The sequence below is a fragment of the Chryseobacterium sp. genome (assembly GCF_022712095.1).
In the GTDB taxonomy this organism is placed as follows: Bacteria; Bacteroidota; Bacteroidia; order Flavobacteriales; family Weeksellaceae; genus Chryseobacterium.
Genome location: NZ_JALAHD010000234.1, coordinates 1 through 20,930, shown reverse-complemented (window position 1 = coordinate 20,930; position 20,930 = coordinate 1). Strand labels below are relative to the sequence as shown.

At 35.2% G+C, this 20,930-nt stretch carries 21 protein-coding genes; 6 read left to right on the top strand and 15 right to left on the bottom strand.

All coding sequences use genetic code 11. The features are described 5' to 3' along the window. Nucleotides 1-16: 16 nt before the first annotated feature. On the top strand, nucleotides 17-748 hold the full coding sequence (locus Q0A18_RS12390; protein ID WP_292010462.1) for a LytTR family DNA-binding domain-containing protein: 732 nt from the start codon (nucleotides 17-19) through the stop codon (nucleotides 746-748). Nucleotides 749-751: 3 nt separating this feature from the next. On the opposite strand, the gene Q0A18_RS12385 is transcribed toward Q0A18_RS12390, so the two are convergent. From Q0A18_RS12385 to Q0A18_RS12360, 6 genes are all read right to left on the bottom strand, one after another. Then, a complete protein-coding gene (locus Q0A18_RS12385) occupies nucleotides 752-1,402 on the bottom strand; it encodes a hypothetical protein (protein WP_292010461.1) in 651 nt (216 codons plus the stop codon). 9 nt (nucleotides 1,403-1,411) lie between these two features. Beyond that, nucleotides 1,412-1,852 (bottom strand): hypothetical protein, encoded by a 441-nt coding sequence (locus tag Q0A18_RS12380; protein ID WP_292010460.1) that lies wholly within the window; start codon nucleotides 1,850-1,852, stop codon nucleotides 1,412-1,414. 87 nt (nucleotides 1,853-1,939) lie between these two features. Beyond that, nucleotides 1,940-3,289 (bottom strand): alpha-amylase family glycosyl hydrolase, encoded by a 1,350-nt coding sequence (locus Q0A18_RS12375; RefSeq protein WP_292010459.1) that lies wholly within the window; start codon nucleotides 3,287-3,289, stop codon nucleotides 1,940-1,942. Nucleotides 3,290-3,364: 75 nt separating this feature from the next. Beyond that, the gene (locus Q0A18_RS12370) at nucleotides 3,365-3,958 is read right to left on the bottom strand and encodes a hypothetical protein (RefSeq protein WP_292010458.1); all 594 of its coding nucleotides are present in this window, start codon (nucleotides 3,956-3,958) and stop codon (nucleotides 3,365-3,367) included. Between the two features lie 133 nt (nucleotides 3,959-4,091). Beyond that, entirely contained in the window at nucleotides 4,092-5,123 is a 1,032-nt protein-coding gene (locus Q0A18_RS12365) for an ATP-binding protein (RefSeq protein ID WP_292010457.1), read from the bottom strand. Between the two features lie 41 nt (nucleotides 5,124-5,164). Next, nucleotides 5,165-5,842, bottom strand: coding sequence for a response regulator transcription factor (locus Q0A18_RS12360; protein ID WP_292010456.1), 678 nt, complete (start codon nucleotides 5,840-5,842; stop codon nucleotides 5,165-5,167). A 186-nt stretch (nucleotides 5,843-6,028) separates the two neighbouring features. Between Q0A18_RS12360 and Q0A18_RS12355 the strand changes: the two genes are divergently transcribed. Together Q0A18_RS12355 and Q0A18_RS12350 are read left to right on the top strand one after the other, a co-directional pair. Further along, nucleotides 6,029-8,500 (top strand): TonB-dependent receptor, encoded by a 2,472-nt coding sequence (locus Q0A18_RS12355; protein WP_292010455.1) that lies wholly within the window; start codon nucleotides 6,029-6,031, stop codon nucleotides 8,498-8,500. A gap of 32 nt (nucleotides 8,501-8,532) precedes the next feature. Next, entirely contained in the window at nucleotides 8,533-9,738 is a 1,206-nt protein-coding gene (locus Q0A18_RS12350; RefSeq protein WP_292010454.1) for a hypothetical protein, read from the top strand. A gap of 91 nt (nucleotides 9,739-9,829) precedes the next feature. Here Q0A18_RS12350 and Q0A18_RS12345 read toward each other — a convergent pair whose 3' ends face one another. The 7 genes from Q0A18_RS12345 to Q0A18_RS12315 form a co-directional block, all read right to left on the bottom strand. Then, nucleotides 9,830-11,068, bottom strand: a complete 1,239-nt coding sequence (locus Q0A18_RS12345; protein ID WP_292010453.1) for an amidohydrolase — start codon at nucleotides 11,066-11,068, stop codon at nucleotides 9,830-9,832. A 79-nt stretch (nucleotides 11,069-11,147) separates the two neighbouring features. Beyond that, complete coding sequence (locus Q0A18_RS12340; protein WP_292010452.1) at nucleotides 11,148-11,999, bottom strand: helix-turn-helix transcriptional regulator; 852 nt, start codon at nucleotides 11,997-11,999, stop codon at nucleotides 11,148-11,150. Between the two features lie 60 nt (nucleotides 12,000-12,059). After that, entirely contained in the window at nucleotides 12,060-13,391 is a 1,332-nt protein-coding gene (locus Q0A18_RS12335; RefSeq protein WP_292010451.1) for an amidohydrolase, read from the bottom strand. Between the two features lie 152 nt (nucleotides 13,392-13,543). After that, nucleotides 13,544-14,827 carry a glutamate-1-semialdehyde 2,1-aminomutase gene (gene hemL, locus Q0A18_RS12330; RefSeq protein WP_292010450.1) on the bottom strand — a complete coding sequence of 428 codons (1,284 nt, stop codon included), beginning with the start codon at nucleotides 14,825-14,827 and terminating at the stop codon, nucleotides 13,544-13,546. 48 nt (nucleotides 14,828-14,875) lie between these two features. After that, nucleotides 14,876-15,928 carry a glucosaminidase domain-containing protein gene (locus Q0A18_RS12325; RefSeq protein ID WP_292010449.1) on the bottom strand — a complete coding sequence of 351 codons (1,053 nt, stop codon included), beginning with the start codon at nucleotides 15,926-15,928 and terminating at the stop codon, nucleotides 14,876-14,878. 15 nt (nucleotides 15,929-15,943) lie between these two features. Next, complete coding sequence (locus Q0A18_RS12320) at nucleotides 15,944-16,852, bottom strand: pyridoxal-phosphate dependent enzyme (RefSeq protein ID WP_292010448.1); 909 nt, start codon at nucleotides 16,850-16,852, stop codon at nucleotides 15,944-15,946. Between the two features lie 10 nt (nucleotides 16,853-16,862). After that, nucleotides 16,863-17,201, bottom strand: a complete 339-nt coding sequence (locus Q0A18_RS12315) for a hypothetical protein (RefSeq protein ID WP_292010447.1) — start codon at nucleotides 17,199-17,201, stop codon at nucleotides 16,863-16,865. 37 nt (nucleotides 17,202-17,238) lie between these two features. Between Q0A18_RS12315 and Q0A18_RS12310 the strand changes: the two genes are divergently transcribed. The 3 genes from Q0A18_RS12310 (at nucleotide 17,239) to Q0A18_RS12300 (ending at nucleotide 19,897) form a co-directional block, all read left to right on the top strand. Then, complete coding sequence (locus Q0A18_RS12310; RefSeq protein ID WP_292010446.1) at nucleotides 17,239-17,424, top strand: DUF5522 domain-containing protein; 186 nt, start codon at nucleotides 17,239-17,241, stop codon at nucleotides 17,422-17,424. Next, entirely contained in the window at nucleotides 17,421-17,948 is a 528-nt protein-coding gene (locus tag Q0A18_RS12305) for a DUF4136 domain-containing protein (RefSeq protein ID WP_292010445.1), read from the top strand. The genes Q0A18_RS12310 and Q0A18_RS12305 overlap by 4 nt, the downstream gene beginning before the upstream one ends. A gap of 143 nt (nucleotides 17,949-18,091) precedes the next feature. Next, the gene (locus Q0A18_RS12300) at nucleotides 18,092-19,897 is read left to right on the top strand and encodes an endonuclease (RefSeq protein ID WP_292010444.1); all 1,806 of its coding nucleotides are present in this window, start codon (nucleotides 18,092-18,094) and stop codon (nucleotides 19,895-19,897) included. Here the strand turns inward: Q0A18_RS12300 and Q0A18_RS12295 are convergent. Beyond that, nucleotides 19,827-20,624 (bottom strand): hypothetical protein, encoded by a 798-nt coding sequence (locus Q0A18_RS12295; RefSeq protein WP_292010443.1) that lies wholly within the window; start codon nucleotides 20,622-20,624, stop codon nucleotides 19,827-19,829. The two genes, Q0A18_RS12300 and Q0A18_RS12295, sit on opposite strands and share 71 nt — an antisense overlap. A gap of 37 nt (nucleotides 20,625-20,661) precedes the next feature. Continuing rightward, nucleotides 20,662-20,930 (bottom strand): hypothetical protein (locus Q0A18_RS12290; protein ID WP_292010442.1); only part of this gene is annotated, 269 nt, incomplete at its 5' end.

Sequence of the window (20,930 nt, the reverse complement as noted above, 5' to 3'; positions counted from 1 at the left end):
TTTATCTTTTTATCCGATGAAAAGAATAAATTGCCTTATTGCCGATGATGAACCATTGGCTCTTAATCTTATAGAAAGTTATATTCAAAAGACCCCGTTCCTTGAGCTGAAGGCTAAATGTAACAGTGCTATTCAGGCTATGCAGGTACTGGAAGAAGTGAAAGACATTGACCTGTTTTTTCTAGACATCCAGATGCCTGATCTTTCAGGACTGGAATTTTCCAAAATGTTGCCTCCCGAAACCAAGATCATTTTCACTACAGCATTTGAACAATATGCTATTGACGGATACAAAGTAAATGCTTTGGATTATTTACTGAAACCATTCGATTACAGTGAATTTTTAGCAGCTGCCAACAAAGCGAAAGCTTGGTTTGAAGGGCAACAGCAATCACCAGCCTCCTTTGTTCAAGATCAAAAAAAATCAGATTTTATATTTGTCAAATCTGAGTATCGTCAGGTCAAAATTAATTTTTCAGAGATCTTATACATTGAAGGATTAAAGGATTATGTAAAGATTTTTACCTCTTCGAATCCGAAACCTATTCTTACTTTAATGAGTCTGAAAAAACTGGAAGAAGAACTTTCTTCTGAACAGTTTATGAGGGTACACCGCTCTTATATTATTTCTTTAGATAAAATTGAAGCTATTGAAAGGAACCATATTGTAATCGGAGAACAGCAAATTAGTATAGCACCTCAATATAAAGAAGCTCTTCAAAGTTATATTGACAGAAAAAGCATTTAATGATCAAAGAAAAACAACCATAATATCTTTAGAATTTCCGGTAACGGATTTCAACTTTCCATATTTTCTTTTGTCTTTAAAAGTATCATCACTCCAATAGTCTATTTTTACAGGACCAAATTGGATGAGTTTTCCATATCGGCTTTGGTTGATCACTTCTTTTACCCCATAATCTATAGAAATACCATCTATGATTTTCATTTTTCCATACCGGGAATTGTCTATTATATCATTTCCCCAATAATCTATGGAGACATTTCCAATTTTTTTTACTTTCCCTGATTTTTCTTTGTCAAAAGCTCCCTGATCCCAATAGGAAACCCCAACATTTCCAATGCTTTTTATTTTGCCATATTTAGGATCAGTTTTATCCGGTGTATCCCAATACTCGATGCTGATATTACCTATATTCTTTAGTTTTCCATATCGGTAGGCATCAAAATTCTCATCATCATAATAATCAACATTCCCATTGAGATCATCAGCATAAAACCTGGTAATTTTACCATCTTCACTGATATTGACTATCAGGTTTCCTAACGTGATATCAACGGATTGCAAACTATAATTTTTACCGGAAACATAAGCTTTCACCTGTGCCTGAACAAAAGCAGCTGCCGATAGAAAAGCAAGTAATATTAAACTTTTTTTCATACAATATATTTACCAGATATTTTCAATAACCTGCCGGTTATTATTAATTGTAAAAGTGTCTGCCAATTTCTTGCCAAACATCGCTTTTACCAATGGAGACTCGGGGGAAACCGTTATCATTTTATAACCATTCAATATAATTTCCCCAACAGAAACAGCTACATAAAACAGTCCTTTATCCGTTTTTACCAACGCTCCACTTTGAACCTGAGCGGAAGGTTCCGCATTGAGCTTTTGAACAGCTGCCTGCTGACTCAGTACTTCATTAAGCTGTCTCTGAAGATTATTGATTTCCTGCTGGAGCATTTCCCTTCCTGTTTCATACTTATCTCCCATTGAACTTTTAGTGTCATTATTGGATGCTCTTGTTTCCGAAATAAGGTATTCCAGACTCCGTATTTTTTCGGTAATCTTCTCTTTGATGATATTCAGGATTTCTGCTTTATTCATTTTACGGTTATTGATAACTAACAAATGTATTTATTTTACATAAAAAAACGGACAAAAGCCCGTTTTGTTCATTATATTGTTTTCCTTTTATTTTTCAAAAACTACAAAGTCTGATACTTTAAACTGGAAGTCCTTATTTGAATTAAAATCTCTTTTTGTACCGTCAAATACATTTTTGAATGTCCCGGATAAATGATCATCCTTGATACTGAAATTTACGGGTTCTTTAGACATATTCAATACGACCAGAACCTCATCATTACCATTTTTTCGTACATAGGCTAAAATCTTATCATCGGCTGTAGTCTGAAGAAGATAGGTAGTCACTGCAGTATCCCCTCCTCTCAGAGCCGGATTTGATGATTTTAAATGCAATAAAGTTTTATAAAAATCTGCCATCTGATATCTTCCATCCCAGGCAATGACGTCTTTTTCAAAAAACTCCAGCCTTTTCATATTAGGAAGTTCCTGTCCTGAATATAATAAAGGAACACCATTCCATGTTGCAGAGAAAACAATCATCGGCTTAGTGATAACTCCATATTTCTCATATTCGGTTCCATTCCAGGAATTTTCATCATGGTTTGTTGTAAACCATGCCCTCATAGAAGCATCACCAATATTGGAATACTTTACAAGCAGATCTCTAAGATCCTGTAAAGGCAGATTCTTTTTATAATAATCTTCCGAAGCATGCATCCATTTCCATGAATAGCTCGCGTCAAAAACCTTTCCATATTCTGGATTTTCAATCTCATCATATTCTCCCAGCCAGAATAATGGCTTTAGTATTTCTACCTGAGGGCGTGCTTCTTCCCAGAAGTCAACCTCCACCCATGAAGCCAGATCACATCTGAATCCATCTATATGAGTTTCTCTTACCCAGAATTTCATCGCATCAATCATTGCCTTTCTCATTTCAGGATTTTTATAATCAAGCTCTATAATATCATCCATTCCTGAAGCAATATGGAATTTTCCATCCGGATCTTTAAGATAAAATTCAGGATGTGTTTTGGTCCATACATGATCCCATCCTGTATGGTTAGCCACCCAATCAATAATTACTTTAAAGCCCAATCTATGGGCTTCATTAACCATATGCTTGAAATCATCTAAAGTTCCAAATTCAGGGTTAATGGATGTATAATCTGCAGCTGCATAAGGACTTCCCAGGCTTCCTTTTTTATTTTGCTGGGCAATCGGAGTAATCGGCATAAACCAAAGTGTTTTCACTCCCATCATTTTAAGACGCGGCATTTCTTTTTCAAATGCCTTGAAAGTTCCTTCCTGAGTATACTGTCTTACATTTACTTCATAGATATTAGTGGTGTGCTTCCACTCTTTTGGTAGGTCCATAGTTGATTTATTTGTGTTTTGAGTCGTACAAGAAACAATTCCCAGTCCAAGTACGGCTAATAGTATCAATCGTTTCATTCATCAAATTTTGACAAAAATAAGGATTGTAAAATATTTTACATAAAAAAACCCTGAAAATTCAGGGTTTATATTTTATACTTCTTCGTCATCTTCTTCGTCCTCAAAGAGATCATCATTGTAGTCATCTTCTTCTTCGTCATCATAGCTGTCATCTTCATCTGCAAAATTCCCGCCTCCGCTAAAATCATCATCAAAATTAAAATCGTCCATCAGAGGCAAGGCTGATTTTTTACCTTTGGATGCACCTCCGCTTCCACTCTTACTTGGAGCCTTTAAAGGAACATTCCCAAAACGGTATACCGTTATAGGATAATTCAATCCTTTTTTCTCATCTATAACTTCAATCAACTCACAGAAAAACTCCCATAAATCAAGGAGTCCATACTGAAACTGAGCTTTATCTCCTGCATTCTCAAATGCTTCATCGATATATACATCTGACATGATTTCTCCATCTCCATCATCACTCATATCTTCTAATGGAACACTTTTAGCGATTGTTCCATCTTCCTCCAATAAGTTAAAAGTGGAAAGCTCATCACCCTGCAGGCTGAATGCACTTTTAATCCCCAAATGCAGATTCCACAGCGTTTGTTTTGCTTTGATTTCAACGTCACGAAAGATATTTTCTTTTGCGTCTAATATTACACGGATTTTGTAAACCATATCAATATCTCAATTACTTTTTTGCCTTTACTATTTTGATAAATTTCTGTTGCAAATATATAATAAATGACATTTCACAAAAAAATATTTAATGATTTTTTAAATTATTTTTTTTTCTTAAATTTTGCCGGAATTATTTACTTTTTTCGAGCATAAAGCTAAATTTTGTTCCCTCTAAATATACACTTTCTACGGTAATGTTTTCATTATGTGCTTCCAAAATATGCTTTACAATAGCCAATCCAAGTCCGGAACCCCCTTCCCTTCTGCTTCTGCTGGTCTCTACTCTATAGAATCTTTCAAAAATTCTCGGCAATATTTCTGGTTTTATTCCCATCCCGTTATCAATTACTTCTACCAGAACCTTATTTTTTAATACACTGGTTTTCACAATCACTTTAGCTTCCTGTCTGTTTGCGTAATGAATCGCATTGGAAATTAAATTGATAAATACTTGGGACATTTTTTGCTTATCAGCGGTAACAAATATCTGAGGATGTAAAGTCTGAATCTGTAAGGTAGTATTATTCTTTACCGCTTCAAGATCCAGAAGATCAAAAATCTCACGGACTAAAAGATTAACGTCAAATTTAGAGAGATTAAGGTTAATCTCTCCTGCTTCCAGCCTGTTGATTAGGTCCAGATCGGTAACAATTGCAATAAGCCTTTCCACTGAAATATCTATTCTTTCAAGATATTTATCTCTGATGCTTAAGTTATCCACTCCACCTTCTCTTAAAGTTTCTACATATCCCTGTATGGAAAACAGAGGCGTTTTGAGCTCATGAGAAACATTTCCTATATATTCTTTACGATAGCTTTCCATTTCTTTCATCATGTCGATCTCAGAAGCTTTCTGCTGGTTAAGGTCTGAAAATCTTTCTCCTAATTCTTTAATGGTAATGTTCTCATCATTTTTCTGAACCATTTCTTCCGGAAGAAGATTGGAAATTCTTCGAACCTGTTTTTTTCCATAATAGTTGAAAAGTAATTCGAGAACTACACAATTAATGATGAATATCAATACTACACATATGCACACCCCTACTGTAAAAAATGGAGTCTGATAATAAATATCCTTTAGTGAATCGAAAATGATTACCAAAAGAAACATTACCAAAGTCAGGAGACATGAGGTAACGAGGGTAAGTCTGTAAAATTTCAATTTTACACTATTTTTAAATTGATTTTATATAAAGAATAAAATTACACAATAAGTTTATATCCTATTCCTTTTAATGTCTGAATCGTATTAATTCCTAATTTTTCTCTTAATCTTCTGATGTGTACATCGATGGTTCTTTCTCCTACAATAACATCATTTCCCCATACTTTCTCCAGAATTTCTTCTCTTTTGAATACTTTTTCGGTATTGGAAGCCAGTAGATAAAGTAAATCAAATTCCTTTTTAGGGAGCAAAAACTGCTGTCCGCTTTTAGAAACCCTAAAATTATCTTTATCGATTACAAGGTCTCCTATTTCAATAAGTTTAGCATTATCTGCTACCTGAGAAGTCAGTTGTAATAATGCATTTACCTTGGAAATAAGAATTTTTGGTTTTATCAATTTCACAATATAATCATTCGCCCCGGCCTGGAATCCGGCTAATTGAGAAAACTCCTCGCTTCTTGCCGAAAGAAAAACAATAAGTGTCTTTTGTAGTTCTTTTATTTTTCGTAATTCCTGACAAGTCTCAATGCCATCTTTTTCAGGCATCATCACATCTAATAAAATAAGATCAGGAATGATTTCTTTTGCTTTTTCGATCCCTTCGTTGCCGTTTGTGGCTGTGTAGATATTATAACCTTCTTTTTCCAAATTATAAGAAAGAATCTCTAAAATATCCAATTCATCGTCGATTAGGAGGATTTTCTTTTGGTTCATTTTTAATTTTTACTGAGTCAAAGTTAACAAATTTTGAATGACAGATTAATAAACTCTATATCATTCACATAAAGTTAACAAATAATTCCTTTTGTTAATGTTTAGTTAAGAAAAATTTAAATTTAACTAAACCATTTACCCCGTTTATCTTTTATTCCTTTGCACCGAAAGAATAGTAAAAAGAAAATGAATTTTAGAAAACTGAGTATTGCAGTTTTGTTTTTAAGCGCATCGGGATCGGTACTCTATGCTCAAGAAACAAAAAAAGACACCATTAAGAACGAAAAGAAAATCGAAGGTGTAACGATTAAAGGAACTACTAAGAAAGGATCTGAATCCAACATTATTAATTTACAAAAAAGGTCTGTTGAAGTTATTGAACGAGTAGGTTCCGTGCAGCTGGCGAAACAAGGTGTAGGAGATGCTGCCACAGCAGTTACGAAAGCTACGGGAACACAGAAACAGGAAGGAAGCGGACAAATCTTTGTAAGAGGTTTAGGAGACCGGTACAACAGCACAACTCTTAACGGACTCCCAATACCATCAGATGATCCAGAGTTCAAGAACATTAATCTGGAAATCTTTAAAACCTCAATGGTTGAATACATATCTCTGGATAAAGTATATAATCCGAAATTTTCAGGAGATTTCGGTGGTGCCAATGTAAATATCGCTTCTAAAGAACATTCTGGTAAACCATATTTTAAAATCGGAATAGGAAGCAGTATTAATTTACAAACATTTGATAAAGGTAACTTCAAACTTCAGGATGGAGGTCCCGGTTTCTTCGGCTATAAAACAAGTACTTTTATCAAGGGAAATCCCTATCAGACTTATCCATTCAAAACAAAATGGAATTTTAAAAACGCAGACAATCCATTCAATTCCGATATGAATATTGAAGGAGGAGCAAGCTTTGGAAAGTTCTCCCTTTTCGGATATGCCGGATATGAAAATTCATACGAATACAGTGAAGGCCAGGAAGGTTTCTTTTTTGCCAATGGTTTACCTAACAAAGATTATTCGGACGTACAGCGTTCCAATTATAAAACCAATACAACAGCTTTAGTTAATTTAGGCTATAAGATTAACAGTAACAATAAGATCAATTTCAATTCCAATTATATTCACTCTTCAGATCAAACAGTAAGAATTTACAAAGGTTATGCTTACGATGTAGACAGAAATGTGATTATTAACAGAGGAGATAATAAGATTACAACAACCTGGATCAACCAATTATTCGGAACTCACAAAATAGCTGAAAGCTGGACAGCAGATTGGGCGTTAGGTTACAACATGCTTAATAGTAAAAGGCCAGACCGTTTACAAAATACTATTGACGCTGAAAACTTTAATCTACTTGCAGGGAGTGCCATCAATAACCACAGATACTTTGACGAATTGAAGGACAACACAGTGTTAGGGCATGCTTATCTTACTAAGAGTTTTGATAAATTCAAGGTTACAGTAGGATACGATGGATCTTATAAAGACAGAAAATTTGACAATACAACGATAGGAATGAATTTCAATTTCATTACACCTGTAGACCCTGAAAATATAGACGGATTCATCAATGCCGGAAATAACAGTTTATTTACTTATCAAACATTCCAGCCTAGTCAGAGATTATTTACTCCTTTCTTTTATACTATCAAACAAAACCTTCAATCAGGTTTTGCCAACGTAGACATCAACTTATCTGACAAATTCATTGTACAAGTGGGTGGACGTTATGACTTCATTGATCTGCAGACCCGCTGGAATGATGCTGTGATGGGTGAAGGAAAGAAAAATAAAACATATAATAAGTTTCTTCCTGCTTTAAATGCTAAATACAGTATTAATGATAAACAAAATGTAAGATTATCATTCTCTAAAACATATACGCTCCCTCAGGCTAAAGAACTTATCCCTATTGCTTACTACGATGTTACAAGTAACGTATATGGTAACCAATATCTGTATCCTTCCGATAATTATAATCTTGATCTTAAATGGGAACTTTTCCCGAAATCAGGTGAAGTTTTATCTATCACCGCTTTTGGAAAATACATTCAGAACCCTATTGCCAGAACAACTTATTCTACTTCTGCTCCAAGTGATATGAGCTACTTCAATATTGCCAACTGGGGATATATTTACGGAGCAGAGCTGGAATTCAGAAAAGATCTCTATTCATGGAGTAATTCTAAATTATATACATTCTTAAACGGAACGTTTATGCAGTCTCAGCAGGAATTAAAGTCCGAAGCAGAATTCAGCAAAGAGAATAACGGAAAGATAGCTCAATTCAGCGGACAAGATAAGGATGATATTCAAGGGGTAGCTAACTTCCTGGCAAATGTTAATTTAGGATATAACTATAAATGGGCTAATGACAACAGTGTGGATTTCGTAGTATCTTATTCTTATGTAGGAAAGAACCTATATGCACTAGGTACCAATAACACTGGTAATTTTTATGAACTGGCACGTAATATCCTGGACGCGAATGTAAACTTCTCATTGAAGCAGATCGGAATAGGTATCAGTGCTAAGAACTTATTAAACCCTCACTACAAAATAGAACAATCTAACGGAGCCGGAGTATTTGTACATAGAGATTATACAAAAGGCCGTCAAATTGGTTTAAATCTATCATATAAATTTTAAAAGAAATATTCGAATCTAATAATCTAAGAGTTATGAAAAAAACAATCTTAAGAGCTATTCTTTGTTTTTCATTGGTAGCAACCGTTTCATCAGTAGCATTATCTTGTAGCAGTTCTGATGATGATGAAGCAGTTAGTAATCCATCAACTGTAGATCCTAACAATTTCCAAGGTACAATCACTGCCGGAACTACAGTAACTTTAGACCCAACAAAGACATACAATCTTACGGGAAGACTATTGGTTGAAAATGGAGCAACCCTTATTATTCCTGCAGGAACAAGAGTTACAGCCTCAGAAGGAGCAACTTATTTAATCGTTAATCGTGGTGGTAAAATTTTCATCAATGGTACGGCTTCAAACCCTGTAACATTTGAAGGAACACAGCACAAACAAGGACATTGGGGAGGTATCGTAGTATTAGGGAATGCTCCTTCCAACAGAAGTGCTTCAGGAACGTCTACTTCAGAATTAGGAGATCTTGTATATGGAGGTACTAACAGCAATGATAATTCAGGATCTATCCAATACTTAATTATTAAAGACAGTGGGTTTAAATACAATCCTGAAAAAGAATTTAACGGACTTTCATTATTCGGAGTAGGTAAAGGAACAAGCATTTCCTATGTATATGTAACTGACGGTGCTGATGATGGTATCGAATGTTTCGGAGGTAGCCCTAATTTAGACCACCTTGTTATTACAGGTGTAGGTGATGATTCTTTCGACTGGACAGAAGGATATAACGGAACCGTAAGCTATTTATATGCCGCCAGAAAAAAACAATATCAAAATGCTGCTGAACCTGGAAACAGAGGAATCGAAGCAGATACACAAGATACAGATCCTAATACGACGAATGGAAATGGAGCTTCCAATCCTACCATTACCAATGCTACTTTCTTAGGAAATGCTGCTGGTTCTGAATCTCAGGGATTAAAAATCAGAGCAGGTTCTCAAGGTAAGTTTGACAATATTGTTATTGCTAACTATTCCACAGGTTTAGATTTCGAAACTGACAGAACTTACACTTGGTTTACAGGAGGATCTTATATTACTAATATCAGATTTGTAAATGTAGCAACTCAATGGAAAACTAAAGCGCCTGCACCGGATCTATCTTCTGTATTTACAATCAGTGCTACCGCAACAGGAGCTGGAAGCGGAACCGCATTACCAGACTGGGCAAAAGGCTGGACAGGGCTTACAAGCTTTGACACTACAGATGCTATGAACTAAAAATAAAGTAATTAGTTTCTTCATATCAAATAGCCGCTGTAATAATTGAAATAATTATTACAGCGGTTTTAAATTTTAGTAGGGAAATGATTTATTTCTTCCAAAACAGATTTCCACTATTTATCAGAGCTTCCACATAAGACATTCTCGAAACAGCTTCTGCTGAACAGGAAGCATCTACCATGACTATATCTGCTTTATCTCCTGTCTTTGGCCACTGCTGATTACCCTGATCATCTAAAGGAAGGATACTTTGTGTAGCAAATTCGAGTGTTCTGGAAAGAGCGTATTCTGTTTTATACCCATAAAGTTCAGCAATCAGATTGGATTTCTGCAACATATTTCCTGTTCCGAAAGTACTCCAATAATCCTGTACATTATCATTACCGATGATCACCCGTACTCCATATTTTTTCAATACAGGAATCGGCATTACAGTTCCCCTGAACGGAACCGATGAAGCAATACCTATTCCGGAAGCACCCAGTTTTTCTGCTATTTCTTCGGTTTCCCTTGGTGATAGATGGGCTAAGGCAAAAGCATGGCTTATATATGTTTTTCCCTGAAGCTGAGGATTTTCAATAACCTTATCAATAAGATAATTGATGGTTCCTATTCCGGATTCACCTACTTCATGTAAATGAATATCAATTCCTTTTTGATGATCTAATGCCAGCTGAACAGTTACATCCATCGGTTTCTCAATACTTCCGTCAATACTGTAAGGATCCAGCCCTCCAATAAAACCTACGCTTTCAAACCGGGCTGCTTCTTTCATTAGGGGAACTGAATCCGTATAAAACAATCCATGCTGTGGAAAGGCAACTAATTCTGCTTTGAATGATTGCTGTTTATTTTTAAGTGCCTGCTCAAGATGTTCCAGAGATTTCAGTTCTGAAGTAGGATCAATATTAAAATGGGCCCTTGCATAATGAGTTCCATAATTCTGCAATAAACTGATCAATTGTTCCGCTCGCTCTACAGAAGTCATAAGAAGATTAGGAATAATCTCCTGTTCATAAGCGATCATATCCTTTACAGTTCTTCTTTTAGGAGAAAGTGCCTGCCATGGCAATCCGTATAAGGTTTTATCCAAATGGATATGCATATCTTTAAAAGCAGGAAGCATTAATAAACCTTTTGCATCAATAGCATTTGCAGATTCCCGGTTTTCTGTAATCATTTTGATCTTACCATTCTCAATTTCCACTGAAAATAAATCGGTTCTAGTTCTGATAACATCGCCATCCTCATATTCAAAACCGGTTTCCAGACGTACATTTTTTAAGTTATAATTTCCAGAGGCAAGAAAAGTATAGGGGAATTTCATATCGTAATTATTTAATACCACAAAATTACCATCCTGCTATTCAAAAAGGGTGTACAAATTATCCGGTATGTTGTATGGATTATTGCTGTTCTTTAAACTGTGAGGGTGTCATACCTGTCTGAGCTTTAAAGAATTTAGAAAAACTGGCGTGATCATAAAATCCCAATTCATAGACTATGTCTTTCACAGACATTTCAGAAACTTTTAATAAACGCTTTGCCTCCAGTAGAATTCTATCCTGAATAAGAGAAGAAGCTGAAACATGAAGATTTTTCTTACAGATAATATTTAAATAATTAGCCGAAATAGTAAGCTTTTCTGCATAAAATGAAACAGAGCGGTCTTCTTTAAAATACTCATCAATCAAAGAAAAAAATTTTGATAAAACCGGATTCGAATTATACACTTCAAAATCTTTGAAAGCCCCTTCCACTGATCGGCTTATTAATAACCCAATCAGCTCACTTCTCGTTTGAATCAGTCTCCAGAAAAGATTTTTCTTTTTTAATTCATCCTGAATACACTGAAATTCATACCATAATTGCCGATAAGTTTCTTCGGTTAAGGTAAATACCGGATGAATATGATAATAAGAGGCTGAGAACCTCAGCGAAGGTAAAAAACTCTCAAACCATTCACGGCTGATCATAAGCTGATATCCTACCGTTTCTTTTCCAATTTCCCATCGGTGAACCTGATCAGGAAAGAGCAAATGAACCTGACGATCTTCTATAGAATATTCTTTAAAATCAATGTAATGGGTTCCTTTTCCTTTCTCAAAAAGATTAATAATAAAAAAATCATGTTTGTGTGGATCTTCGATTACGCGCTCTCCACTAAGATCATTAAACAGAAGATTACATCCCGAGGAAGCTTGTTCAGCAAACTCCTGAATTCCTAAAACCGGAAAATAATCTGACCGATCATTCATATTCTCATTATTACCATCCTAAAATAAATAATTTCCTTGAGAATAAAGGAAAAGATCTATTTAAAATATAATATTTCCCTGATGAATTAAGGATTCTACGGATGAAATCCTGGAAACAGCTTCTGCTGAACAACTGGCATTAACCAGTACAAAATTAGCATCATCTCCTGATTTGGGCCATTGTTTATTCCCTTGGTCATCTAAAGGAAGAACGTTTGCTGTAGCAAGCTTTAAACTTCGGGAAAGCATGAGCTCAGTCGAATATCCGTATAATTGTGCCATTAGATTAGCTTTTTGAAGTACACTTCCTGTTCCAAAAGTATTCCAATGGTCTATAATGCTGTCATTTCCCGTCATTACATTGACATTATATTTATATAAAACAGGAATAGGCATTATTAAATTTCCAAAAGGAATTGTAGAAACAATACCTATATCCGCATTTCCTAGTTTCTCTGCTATTTCTTCCTGTTTGGTTTTATCCAATTTTCCCAGAACAAAACAATGACTCAGGTATGTTTTACCTTTCAATAAGGGATTTTCATTTACTTTTTCAATTAAATATTCTACGGTCTTAAGTCCCGATTCTCCTGTTTCATGTAAATGAATATCAATTCCTTTTTGATGATCCAGAGCCAGCTGTAACGTAAAGTCAATTGTTTTTTCAATCGCTCCGTCAATAGTATAAGGATCTACTCCACCTATAAAATCTATATCCATCTGAGCTGCTTCTTTCAAATACGGAACAGAATCTGTATAAAAAACACCATGTTGAGGAAAAGCAACCAGCTCCGTACCAAAACTCTCTTTTTTATTTTCCAAAGCTTTCTGGAGATTTTTTAAAGAGTCCAGTTTTGAGGTAGGTTCTATATTTACGTGGCTGCGTGCAAAACTTGTACCCTTAGCCTGCAGTAATTCAATCATTTTCTCAGCTTTGAATGTTGAATTCTTTAACATTTCCGGCAGTATTTTCTGCTCCAGAGCAATCATTCCCTTTACCCCTCCTGACCTTCTTCTGATTGCCTGCCATTGATCACCATAGAATGTTTTATCCAGATGAATGTGCATATCTTTAAAAGCAGGAAGCATCAGCAAACCTTTGGCATCAATAGCCTGTATGTTTGAATTATTAGGTGAAATTCGCGTGATTTTTCCATTTTCAACTTCTACACAAAACAATTCTGTATGAGTTCTAATTACTTCACCATCCTCATATTCGAAACCGGTTTCTAAGAGGACATTTTTAAAAATCTGTTTTTTATTCATTGAAGAATTATTTAACGTCCCACTAGACCCGGCAGCCATCATTCCGGGAACAAATGTGATCCCAGCCATAGCCAATGCCGAATTTTTAAGAAAATCTTTGCGTGATATTGAAGTGGAAGTATTCATTGTAAAGCTCTTTCTACAAAATTAGAAATAAGTCTTACTGATATATTGTATGGTTTATAACAATATCTGTATGATTTATCGGACTAGCCTAATATAAAAAGACAGGATAAAACTTTCCGCTCTATCCTGTCTTTTTTTATGCTGTAAATATGTTAAGAATATTCAAATTTCCTCACAGCTTCCAGCGTCATATCAATTTCTTTATCTTTGATAGCATCACTGATAAAATAAGTTTCATAACCACTTGGCGGAAGATAAATTCCATTGGTCAGCATCTGATGGAAAAAATTATTGAATAAAGCATGATTGGCTTCCTGAGCTTCATCAAAATTGGAAACCCTGTTTGTGTGGAAGAAAATAGACATCATAGATCCTTTTCTGTTGATTTTATGGGCAATTCCTTTTTCATTTAAAATTTTTCCTATTTCAAAATCTAGAGTTTCTGCTGTTTTATTGATTCTATTGAAGAAATCTGCATCATTTTTAATAATCTGAAGTGTTTTTAAACCGGCTCTCATCGCTAAAGGATTTCCACTTAGCGTTCCCGCCTGATACACTCCTCCTTTTGGAGCCAGGTGATCCATGATTTCATTACGTCCGGCAAAAGCACCTACAGGAAGACCTCCACCAATTACTTTTCCATAGGTCACCAAATCCGCTTTAATTCCAAAAGTTTCCTGAGCACCTCCAAAAGCTAATCTGAAACCTGTCATTACTTCATCAAAAATAAGTAAAGCTCCGTTTTCATCACATATCTTTCTTAGGTTTTGCAAAAAATTATTTTCAGGAAGTACACATCCCATATTTCCGGCTACAGGCTCAATAATAACCGCAGCAATCTCTCCCTGGTTATGACGGAAAAGATCTTCTACCTGTTCTATATCATTGTAACGGGCCAATAATGTATCTTTTGCTGTTCCCTGTGTAACTCCTGGAGAATTTGGGTTTCCGAATGTTGCAGCACCGCTTCCTGCTTTAATAAGGAAAGAATCGGAATGCCCGTGATAACAACCTTCAAATTTTACAATTTTATCTCTTCCCGTAAATCCCCTGGCCAGTCTTATAGCACTCATACAAGCTTCTGTCCCTGAAGAAACCATTCTAATCTGATCTATATTCGGAACATTATTGATAATGAATTTTGCAATTTCAGTTTCCAGTTCTGTCGGAGCTCCGAAAGAAAATCCTTTTTCCGCCTGACCTTTCAGTTCTTCAAGAACTTCCGGATGAGTATGTCCTAAAATAGCAGGTCCCCACGAATTAATATAATCGAGATAGGTATTGTTATCTTCATCTGTAAGGTAAGCACCTTTTGCAGATTTCATAAAAATAGGGACTCCTCCTACTGATTTAAATGCCCTAACCGGAGAGTTCACCCCTCCCGGAATGTATTGATAAGCTTCATCAAATAAAGCTGAACTTCTTTGGTATCTCATATCACATCAAACAAATGCGCCTTACGGCGCACTATTATTATTTATATTTTAATTTCTGGGTTTTTTATCGATAAGATAGATGAGCTGCCCTGCAGATGGCTTTTGGCCTTCATCCATTCTATTTTTGGCATATAACTTATTCAATTTTATACCGAACTTCTGAGCAATATCATGCATATCTTCTCCTGCTTCCGCTTTATACGTAGCTGTATTTCCTGTAGAGTTTTTAGATTCAAGGAAAACAATATCATTTTTCTTTAAAGATGTATTTCCTAACTCATTCCACTTCATCAGCTTACTTTCGCTTACTCCAAACTTATTGGCAATAAATCTTACATTGGTATCTTCAGGGATCACAACATATTTTAATCCTTCATTAGGATGATTCTTCACCAGCATGGAATTTAAAGATTCGGCTTTAGTTTTAATCTTCTCTACCCTTTTCTGTTGTTGGGCATACGAAGTCTGCTTATAAGGAACAGTAACGGTTACTGGTTCTTTTTTAGCTGATTTTGAAGGTTCCAGTTTAGCCATAAAGCTTCTGTCATCCTTAAGATCAGGATACATTTTAAGAACAGCATATAAAACCTCTTGGGTATTGGTATTATCAAATTCGTATAGTCTATACCTTTCAATTTTTCCGATAAGAATAGATGCATAGCGTGGATTGGTAGCATAACCCGCTTTTTTAAGACCATGAGCCCAGGCTTTGTAATCTTTCATATCCAGATTGAAAAGATTGGTGTAATACTTTCTGGTAGCCAGGAATATGGAATGATCTTCATAGGATTGTCTCGGGTCATCATATACACGAAAACACTCATTAGGAGCATCATCGGTATGTTTCATAGTTTTTCCGGTCCAGTCTTCTTTACATTTAATTCCGAAGTGGTTGTTTCCCTGCTGAGCAAGTCTGCTTTGCCCTCCTCCTGTTTCCAGAAGCCCCTGAGCTAATGTAATGGAAGCCGGAATTTTATATTTTTCCATCTCTTCCACTGCATATTGTGCAAATCTCTGAATATATTGATCATCAGTAGCCCAAGTCTGAGCTGAAAATTTTGATAAAACTAAAAGGCTTGTAAGCAAAAAAAGTCTTTTCATGTTTTTCAATTTTACTTATATAATTATTTCTCTCTTTTGTTGTATTAAAAGCATATTAGCCCCTTCTATACCCTGTAATCCTCCAGTATGAAAGCACAAAATTCTACTTTTCTCAGGAAAATAACCTTCGTCTATCAATTCAAAAACTTTCTGCATCATTTTCCCTGTATAAACAGGATCTAAAGGGATATCATATTTCTCTTTAAAGTTATTAATAAAAAGAACATTCTCATCTTTTATTTTCCCGTATCCTCCCAATCCCGAATCTATTAGATTAAAATTTCTCTTTAAAGTTAATCCAAAGATCTTATCTTCAAGCGAAGAATCTTCAACAGCCTTAATTCCTATAACTTTCTGATACTCTTCACAATGTTTAGAAATTCCGGCAATCGTCCCTCCTGTTCCAACGGCGGTGCAAAGATAATCAAAATCTTTTGTATCATCATTTAACATCATTTTCACTCCTTCTACTGCATCCTGATTGGTTCCTCCTTCCGGAATAACCAACGCTTCCGGAAATTCATGCTGCAAAAATTCTGTTAGTTTTTCTTTATTTCTGTATTCTTCTCTGGTTATAAATTTAAGGTTCATCTTATTCCTTGAAGCAAATAATAAGGTAGGATTATCCTTCCACTTACTGATCAGCTCCTCACCTCTTATGATTCCTAATGTAGAAATTCCGGCTAACTTTCCTAATGCAGCAACCGCAGCAATATGATTGGAAAAAGCACCTCCAAAAGTGATAAGAAAGGGATTTTTGGGGTTTTGCTCAAGATATTTATTAATATTATAAAAGAGCTTCCAATATTTATTGCCGGAAATAAGAGGATGAATCAGGTCTTCTCTTTTGATGAATAACTTTATATTTTTATCCAGAGGGATTTCCTGGATAGGAACAGGCTGGGAAGGAATTGTCAAAAACATTGTTTCAGTATCATTTTATTTTGGAATAATATTTCCAAAAACTCCATATTTTTCTTTTTTTAAGATATTTCAGATCATTTTCCTTTTCATAGGCTTCTCTTTCAAATGAAATAGATTTATAGGCTTGGTAAGGATCCTTTAATCTGAATAACCAATAATAATATTCTGCAATATAGGCAATATAGAAGAATACCACCAATAATTCCATTTGCTGGCGGAGATGAATTTTCTCATGATTAATCAGTACTTTATTTCTTCTATCTTCAGAATTTCTTAAGAAAATAAAAGGAAAGAGCGTAATGCCGTTAATTTTTGTATTTTTGAGAAATATTTGGCACACAATTATCATAATAACAAATATAAAATTTTTGTTTAAGATTTAACCTATGACCCACATACCAATCAAAGAGAATGAGGACTTTTATTATAATGAACAGGGGTATAAAGTTTTTACCGAAAAGTTCCATCTGAAGAGAGGTTATTGCTGCAAAAGCGGTTGTAGGCATTGTCCCTACGGATATGATAAAAAAACAGACACATTTATCAAAAACAATAAAATAAATAAAAAATGAAGAAATATATTTTTATATTGTTAGCCGCCGCTACATTGGGACTAACTTCCTGTAGCCCTTTCCAGGTGCGTTCAGATTATGCAGACACTGCTAATTTTAATTCTTATAAAACGTATAAATTAAGAATCGATGACCTGAAACTGAATGATATTGATAAGGACCGTGTTTTAAATGAGCTTTCCAAGCAACTACAAAGCAAAGGTCTTTCATCAGGAGAAAATCCGGATCTTATTGTGAATGTAAAAGCCAACCATAAAAAAGTAACGGACATCAATACAACCTCTCCTTACGGAATGTACGGATGGGGTGGTCCCTTCGGATGGGGTTTAGGCATGAGCAGAACATGGTCCAGCAATTATAATGAGGGAGCTCTTATCATAGACCTTATCGATGCCCATACGGATAAACTGGTTTGGCAGGGTATCGGAAGTGGAATTTCTGTAGATTCTCCGCGAGCTAAGCAAAAGCAGATTCCGGAGATATTAGCTGAAATCATGGCTAACTATCCTCCACAAAGAAAATAATAATCAATTAACTTTATATAGAATCCGTTTCAGATATCTGAACCGGATTTTTTTATAAAAAAATTATAGATTAAAATTAATATTTATGTAATTTTCTATTCCAAAAAATATAGTAATCTTACCAACTGAAAATTCTAACTAATATGAAAAAAATCATCTTTTTCCTGACGATGGCCAGTCTTGCCCATGCTCAGGCTCCTACCGGCTATTACTCTGCCGCAAACGGACTTACGGGAGCACCCCTGAAAACCGCATTAAGTTCTATTATTACCAATGGACATCAGGACAAAGGTTACAGCGGGCTCTGGACAGCTTACAAAACCACAGATATAGATAAGAACTATGAAAATGACGGTTCTATTCTTGATATCTATTCAGAAAATCCAACAGGAACCGATCCATATAAGTATACACCGGGAACTAACCAGTGCGGGACCTATTCTGTAGAAGGCAACTGCTATAACCGCGAACATATTGTTCCTCAAAGCTTATTTAGTGAAGCTTCCCCAATGGTTTCGGATGTTCATTTTATAAGAGCTACCGATGGAAAAGTAAACGGAATGAGAAGTAATTATCCCTTCGGAAAGGTTGGGAGTGCTACTTTTACTTCTCAAAACGGTTCAAAATTAGGTAATTCAACTTCTTCAGGTTATTCAGGTACTGTTTTTGAGCCAATCGATGAGTTTAAAGGAGATGTAGCCCGTATGATTTTTTATTTTGTTACCCGTTATGAAAGTAAATTATCAGGTTTTTCATCCGGAAATATGTTAGGGGGCTCCGCCTATCCGGGACTTCAGACCTGGGAACTGAATACTTTACTGGCATGGCACAATCAGGATCCTGTATCTCAAGCAGAAATTAACAGAAATAATGCATCTTATACTCATCAGGGAAACAGAAACCCTTTTATTGATAATCCTAACTATGTCGATCTTATCTGGGGTTCTCAGCAGCCTTCTAACGACACTCAGGCTCCAACTACTGTGACCGGATTAAATGTTACAGGAACGTCTTCAAACAGTATTAATTTAAGCTGGAATGCTGCAACAGATAATGTGGGTGTTACTTCTTACCTTGTTTATATGAACGGAAGTCTTAAATCTACGGTAAGCTCAACTTCCGCATCCATTACCGGGCTTAGCTCTTCTACAACTTACAGTTTCTATGTAGTTGCTAAAGATGCCGCCGGTAACAGCTCTTCCAACAGTTCTACTATTTCAGGAACCACTCAATCCGGAGGAAGCACTACTCCATCCACAGGCTGTGTAAGTGAAGATTTTGAGAACATTCCAAGTACCGGAACTACTTCTTCCTATACTACCAGAACATGGACCAATAATGGGATTACATGGACCGCTACTGATGCAAGAACCGACCAGACTATAAGTAATAAAGCTATTACCGTTAGAAACGGATCTTTAACATCAAGCTCTTCAGCTAATGGGATTAGCTCTCTAACCGTAACAACTCAACTCAAGTTCTCAGGAAGTAACGGAACTTTTAATCTGCAGGTAAACGGTGTTACAGTAGGCAGCATCCCATATAGTACGACAGCCACAACAACAACGATCAATAATATTAATATTTCAGGAAATGTGACCGTAAAGCTAGTTAATACCTCAACAAGTAACAGGGTAGCTATCGATGATCTAAGCTGGACCTGTAATTCAAGTGCTGCCAAACAAAGCAACAGCATCATTGCAAGTGAATTACAACCTGAAACTACAGATTTACAGATTTATCCAAACCCTGTTTCCAATCAAGAAATATTTGTAAAAGGAAACACAGAAGGAATTAAGAAAGCCGAAATCTATAATCTGCAGGGAAAAGTTTTGCAAACTATTGACCAACCTTTCAACAGAGGAAATTCAATCAAGATTAACCCGCTTTTACAGGGTGTTTATATTTTAAAACTGGATCATTCTTCTTTGAAGTTTGTAGTGAAGTAAGTTCATTAACATATATAATAAAAAGGCTTCTCTTTTTCATAAGAGAAGCCTTTATTTTAAGTATTTTTAACATCATATAATTATACCAGGGCGATTCTTTAGGAGCCGGATACTTTAAAGTATAAACGATATTGTTTCTATAGGCTTCTTTTGTAACTGATAAATACCTGTTTCGAATATTTCCGTCATTCTCAATAGAAATACTTAATATAGAGTAGTTTTTTCCATCATCCCACAAAAAAGAATAGGGATAAATAAAAGTATTTTTATCCTCCGGGTTCCATGAGACATCATTGGGTGTAATTTTCTTAAGTTTTTCAAAAACCTGTTGAGCTATTTTGGGGTTTACGTTTGCTTCATCCGTTATAAAAGTTATAGGTTTCCCATTTTTCTTTAGGATTTTATCCATAAATTCTAATGAATACTTTTCTTCAGCATTGGTATCAAATGCTACAACTTTTCCTTTATAGACCGTAATTCTTGTTCCCACGGTATGATCCAACGGAATATTTCCGTACATCATATTTTTATTTTCATCTGCATAATACTGGGTAACCTCTGTGCCGGATACTACGGAGACATCTTTTAAAAATATATTTTTGTTTTCAAAATCATATTTTTTAGCATCATCTCCTAAAATAACGGAGGATAGATCAAAAGGCCGATTACCACAGGCAATGTTGATTAATACTGCAAAAGCTAATAGTAAGAGGTTTATTTTTTTCATAATTATTATTTTGACTATTATAACTAACTCTTTTATCTTATATTTTTACTAAAACCACTATACACATTCCATTAATTAAACTAATAATCAGCCCTAGTCCTAAAGAGAGCAGCACTCTTTTCTTCATTGTATAATGAGTGATATATGTTGAAATTAAAACAGCAATAAAGATACTTATTCCAGTAAAAACACAACCTAAAATAAGCATTATCCAATCAACCTGTAAAGAATTAGCTCTTTCATTATCTGCATTATCTGTAATTTTTATTTTCTCCCCGATAAGTGGAGGGCTGTTACTAGTAATAT

Bases quoted from the DNA above. Each gene is read 5' to 3' on its own strand.
- Q0A18_RS12350 (WP_292010454.1), top strand. From the start codon at position 8,533: ATGAAAAAAACAATCTTAAGAGCTATTCTTTGTTTTTCATTGGTAGCA.
- Q0A18_RS12300 (WP_292010444.1), top strand. From the start codon at position 18,092: ATGAAAAAAATCATCTTTTTCCTGACGATGGCCAGTCTTGCCCATGCT.
- Q0A18_RS12315 (WP_292010447.1), bottom strand. From the start codon at position 17,201: ATGATAATTGTGTGCCAAATATTTCTCAAAAATACAAAAATTAACGGC.
- Q0A18_RS12320 (WP_292010448.1), bottom strand. From the start codon at position 16,852: ATGTTTTTGACAATTCCTTCCCAGCCTGTTCCTATCCAGGAAATCCCT.
- Q0A18_RS12345 (WP_292010453.1), bottom strand. From the start codon at position 11,068: ATGAAATTCCCCTATACTTTTCTTGCCTCTGGAAATTATAACTTAAAA.
- Q0A18_RS12305 (WP_292010445.1), top strand. From the start codon at position 17,421: ATGAAGAAATATATTTTTATATTGTTAGCCGCCGCTACATTGGGACTA.
- Q0A18_RS12310 (WP_292010446.1), top strand. From the start codon at position 17,239: ATGACCCACATACCAATCAAAGAGAATGAGGACTTTTATTATAATGAA.
- Q0A18_RS12390 (WP_292010462.1), top strand. From the start codon at position 17: ATGAAAAGAATAAATTGCCTTATTGCCGATGATGAACCATTGGCTCTT.
- Q0A18_RS12375 (WP_292010459.1), bottom strand. From the start codon at position 3,289: ATGAAACGATTGATACTATTAGCCGTACTTGGACTGGGAATTGTTTCT.
- Q0A18_RS12380 (WP_292010460.1), bottom strand. From the start codon at position 1,852: ATGAATAAAGCAGAAATCCTGAATATCATCAAAGAGAAGATTACCGAA.
- Q0A18_RS12360 (WP_292010456.1), bottom strand. From the start codon at position 5,842: ATGAACCAAAAGAAAATCCTCCTAATCGACGATGAATTGGATATTTTA.
- Q0A18_RS12325 (WP_292010449.1), bottom strand. From the start codon at position 15,928: ATGAAAAGACTTTTTTTGCTTACAAGCCTTTTAGTTTTATCAAAATTT.
- Q0A18_RS12370 (WP_292010458.1), bottom strand. From the start codon at position 3,958: ATGGTTTACAAAATCCGTGTAATATTAGACGCAAAAGAAAATATCTTT.
- Q0A18_RS12295 (WP_292010443.1), bottom strand. From the start codon at position 20,624: ATGAAAAAAATAAACCTCTTACTATTAGCTTTTGCAGTATTAATCAAC.
- hemL (WP_292010450.1), bottom strand. From the start codon at position 14,827: ATGAGATACCAAAGAAGTTCAGCTTTATTTGATGAAGCTTATCAATAC.
- Q0A18_RS12335 (WP_292010451.1), bottom strand. From the start codon at position 13,391: ATGAATACTTCCACTTCAATATCACGCAAAGATTTTCTTAAAAATTCG.
- Q0A18_RS12340 (WP_292010452.1), bottom strand. From the start codon at position 11,999: ATGAATGATCGGTCAGATTATTTTCCGGTTTTAGGAATTCAGGAGTTT.
- Q0A18_RS12355 (WP_292010455.1), top strand. From the start codon at position 6,029: ATGAATTTTAGAAAACTGAGTATTGCAGTTTTGTTTTTAAGCGCATCG.
- Q0A18_RS12385 (WP_292010461.1), bottom strand. From the start codon at position 1,402: ATGAAAAAAAGTTTAATATTACTTGCTTTTCTATCGGCAGCTGCTTTT.